Source organism: Lutibacter sp., from assembly GCF_040883305.1.
In the GTDB taxonomy this organism is placed as follows: Bacteria; Bacteroidota; Bacteroidia; order Flavobacteriales; family Flavobacteriaceae; genus Lutibacter.
Genome location: NZ_JBFLKT010000023.1, coordinates 1 through 2576 on the forward strand (window position 1 = coordinate 1; position 2576 = coordinate 2576).

General features: G+C 30.2%; 4 protein-coding genes and 1 pseudogene. All 5 read right to left on the minus strand.

Annotated elements, in window-relative coordinates; all coding sequences use genetic code 11:
* Window positions 1-140: biopolymer transporter ExbD (locus AB1Z17_RS00595; protein ID WP_368049855.1), on the minus strand; the 140-nt coding region annotated here is incomplete at its 3' end.
* Window positions 141-149: 9 nt separating this feature from the next.
* Window positions 150-770, minus strand: a complete 621-nt coding sequence (locus AB1Z17_RS00600; RefSeq protein ID WP_368049852.1) for an ExbD/TolR family protein — start codon at window positions 768-770, stop codon at window positions 150-152.
* 7 nt (window positions 771-777) lie between these two features.
* A complete protein-coding gene (locus AB1Z17_RS00605; protein WP_368049853.1) occupies window positions 778-1239 on the minus strand; it encodes a hypothetical protein in 462 nt (153 codons plus the stop codon).
* Window positions 1240-1247: 8 nt separating this feature from the next.
* A complete protein-coding gene (locus AB1Z17_RS00610; protein WP_368049854.1) occupies window positions 1248-1994 on the minus strand; it encodes a MotA/TolQ/ExbB proton channel family protein in 747 nt (248 codons plus the stop codon).
* Window positions 1995-2288: 294 nt separating this feature from the next.
* Window positions 2289-2576, minus strand: a pseudogene (locus AB1Z17_RS00615) (L-asparaginase 1); the annotation flags it as partial.

Consider the following 2576-nt stretch of genomic DNA (forward strand, 5'->3'; position numbering starts at 1 on the left):
AGTGGTTTTTTAATTAGTAAATCAGTTTCTCTCATAGTAGTTGATACCATAAAAAAGAATAACAACATAAATACAATATCAGGTAAAGATGCTGTAGAAATAGCAGGTAATCCTTTTTTCTTCTTTTTAAACTTACTCATGTTCTGATATTATTTAATTGGTTCTGGTTCCGAGATTATTTGAGGATAACTATCTTTTAAGAAGTCTATTTTTTCCTTTAATTTATCTCCTCCGTTATCGTTATAATCTTTTAACAAATCACTATAACTTCTTTTATATTTTTCTAAAGCCAACCTGTTTCTCAACTCGTTATATGCTGCTTCTATTTCATTTTGAATAGAAACGTACATTCCATAAGTGGTTCCTCTATCGCTTTGTAAAGATATAATTGCTTTTGATGGATGATCTGATGATGCTGGGTCTTTTGCTCCTTGACAGTAATCACAAGGTACTCCAGGAGTACCATCTGGTTTAGGGTTTGAAACACCTCCACCATTATCTATAAAATCCATTGCAATTCTTCTAATATCTGTAACTTGAACAAAATCAGTCCCTTCAATAAGAATTTGATTGTTTCTGTTTACAGTTATATCTAATACATTCTTTTGTTTAATAAGTACCTCTGGAGTTTCTTCTGATTTCTCTGGTAATTTTCTAGAAATACCAGAATCAACATCCATAGTTGTTGTAACTAAGAAAAATATTAAAAGCAAGAACGCAATGTCTGCCATTGAACCAGCATTTATTTCTGAATTTTCTCTTCTTGCCATAGTGCTATTATTTTGCTAGTGATCTTACAAAGTCAACCACAAAGAATCCTAAACCAATAACGCCTAAAATTGCGCTAAAGTTTATACCTGTACTTACCCATTTTGAAACACTTCCTGCTTCACCATCTTCTAAAACTCTACCACTAACATCTAAAACGGCTGCATCAGAAGATACTGAATACGCTATTACTAATATTACTGCTAAAGCAGCAACACCTAATAATGTTCTTTTTAATACTTGTGGGTGTTTTACTAGATTTAGTATGGAAAAAACTACTGCAATTACACCAGTTGCAATCAATACAAATTTAGCGAAATTTATAAATGGCGAAACTATACTCGCCTGTACATCGGCATCTGTTTCTATTATATCGTCACCTACCATAACAATTCTAATGAAAAAATAGAACGCTATTAATCCAATAAGACCTGCTACTAAGGTTAATATTTTTGAAAATTTCTTATTCATAATTTCTCTTATTTTTTGTGTCTAACCAAAAGGTCAACAAGTGAAATTGATGCATCTTCCATATTGTTTACAATACTATCTACTTTAGAAATAATATAGTTATAAAAAATTTGAAGAATAATTGCAACAATTAAACCAAACACTGTTGTTAATAATGCAACTTTAATACCTCCAGCAACAACTGTTGGAGAAATATCACCAGCTTGTTGAATTGAATCAAATGCACTAATCATACCAATTACTGTTCCCATGAAACCAAGCATTGGTGCTAAAGCGATAAATAAAGAAAGCCAAGAGATGTTTTTCTCTAACAATCCCATTTGAACTCCACCATAACCAACAACTGCTTTTTCAGCTGCATCTACACCTTCGTCCATTCTATCTAAACCTTGATAAAATATTGAAGCAACAGGTCCTTTTGTATTTCTACAAACCTCTTTAGCAGCCTCTACTCCACCAGATGCTAATGCATCATCTACTTTACCAACTAATTTCTTAGTATTGGTTGTAGCCATGTTTAAATAAATAATTCTTTCAATAGCAATTGCTAACCCTAAAATTAAGGCTACTAATACAATTCCCATAAAAAATGGTCCACCTTCTATAAAACGTTGTTTTAATTCTTGGTGAAATGTTTTTGTTTCTGCGTCGTTTGCAACTTGTTCTGTGTTTGCTGCATCTTGTGCAATAGCTTTAGGTGCTGCTCCAAATAACAATAACCCTGTAATTGCAAGGATAGTAAATACTCTTTTCATCGTGTAATAGTTAATTTATTAATTTTACGGTTAAATATATATAATTTTTTTTAAACAAATAGTTAAATTTTTGAGTTAGTTAAAAGTCCTAAGGTCCTCAAAAAACTCATTTGCAATTAAACTTTTGCGAATGGCAAGTAACAAAAAAATGTTGAATTTTGAAAATTTTAGAAGCACTTTAAATTATTTATTTACAATATTATATTATTTTCTAATTTCTGTAAGAATCTTACTTTATTTTAATAATTTATTATAAAAAAAATTAAAACGTTATTATTAATTTAATTAAAACTATTAATCTTCGCTCATTTCACCACGCAAAGGTGTTTCAAAAATAGTTTTAAATTCACTTTTTGGAATTTTCTCACCTAATAAATACATTAATTTAGCTAATGCAGATTCTGTAGTGATATCTTTTCCATTAATAATTCCAATCTTTTTTAAGTGTTCACTTGTTTCGTAATGTCCTAAAATTACACTTCCTCCTATACATTGTGTTACATTTATAATATGTACACCTCTTTCAATTGTCTTTTTCAATAAATGAACAAACCAAGCTTCTGTTGGCGCATTACCTGACCC

Bases quoted from the DNA above. Each gene is read 5' to 3' on its own strand.
- AB1Z17_RS00600 (WP_368049852.1), bottom strand. From the start codon at position 770: ATGGCAAGAAGAGAAAATTCAGAAATAAATGCTGGTTCAATGGCAGAC.
- AB1Z17_RS00605 (WP_368049853.1), bottom strand. From the start codon at position 1,239: ATGAATAAGAAATTTTCAAAAATATTAACCTTAGTAGCAGGTCTTATT.
- AB1Z17_RS00610 (WP_368049854.1), bottom strand. From the start codon at position 1,994: ATGAAAAGAGTATTTACTATCCTTGCAATTACAGGGTTATTGTTATTT.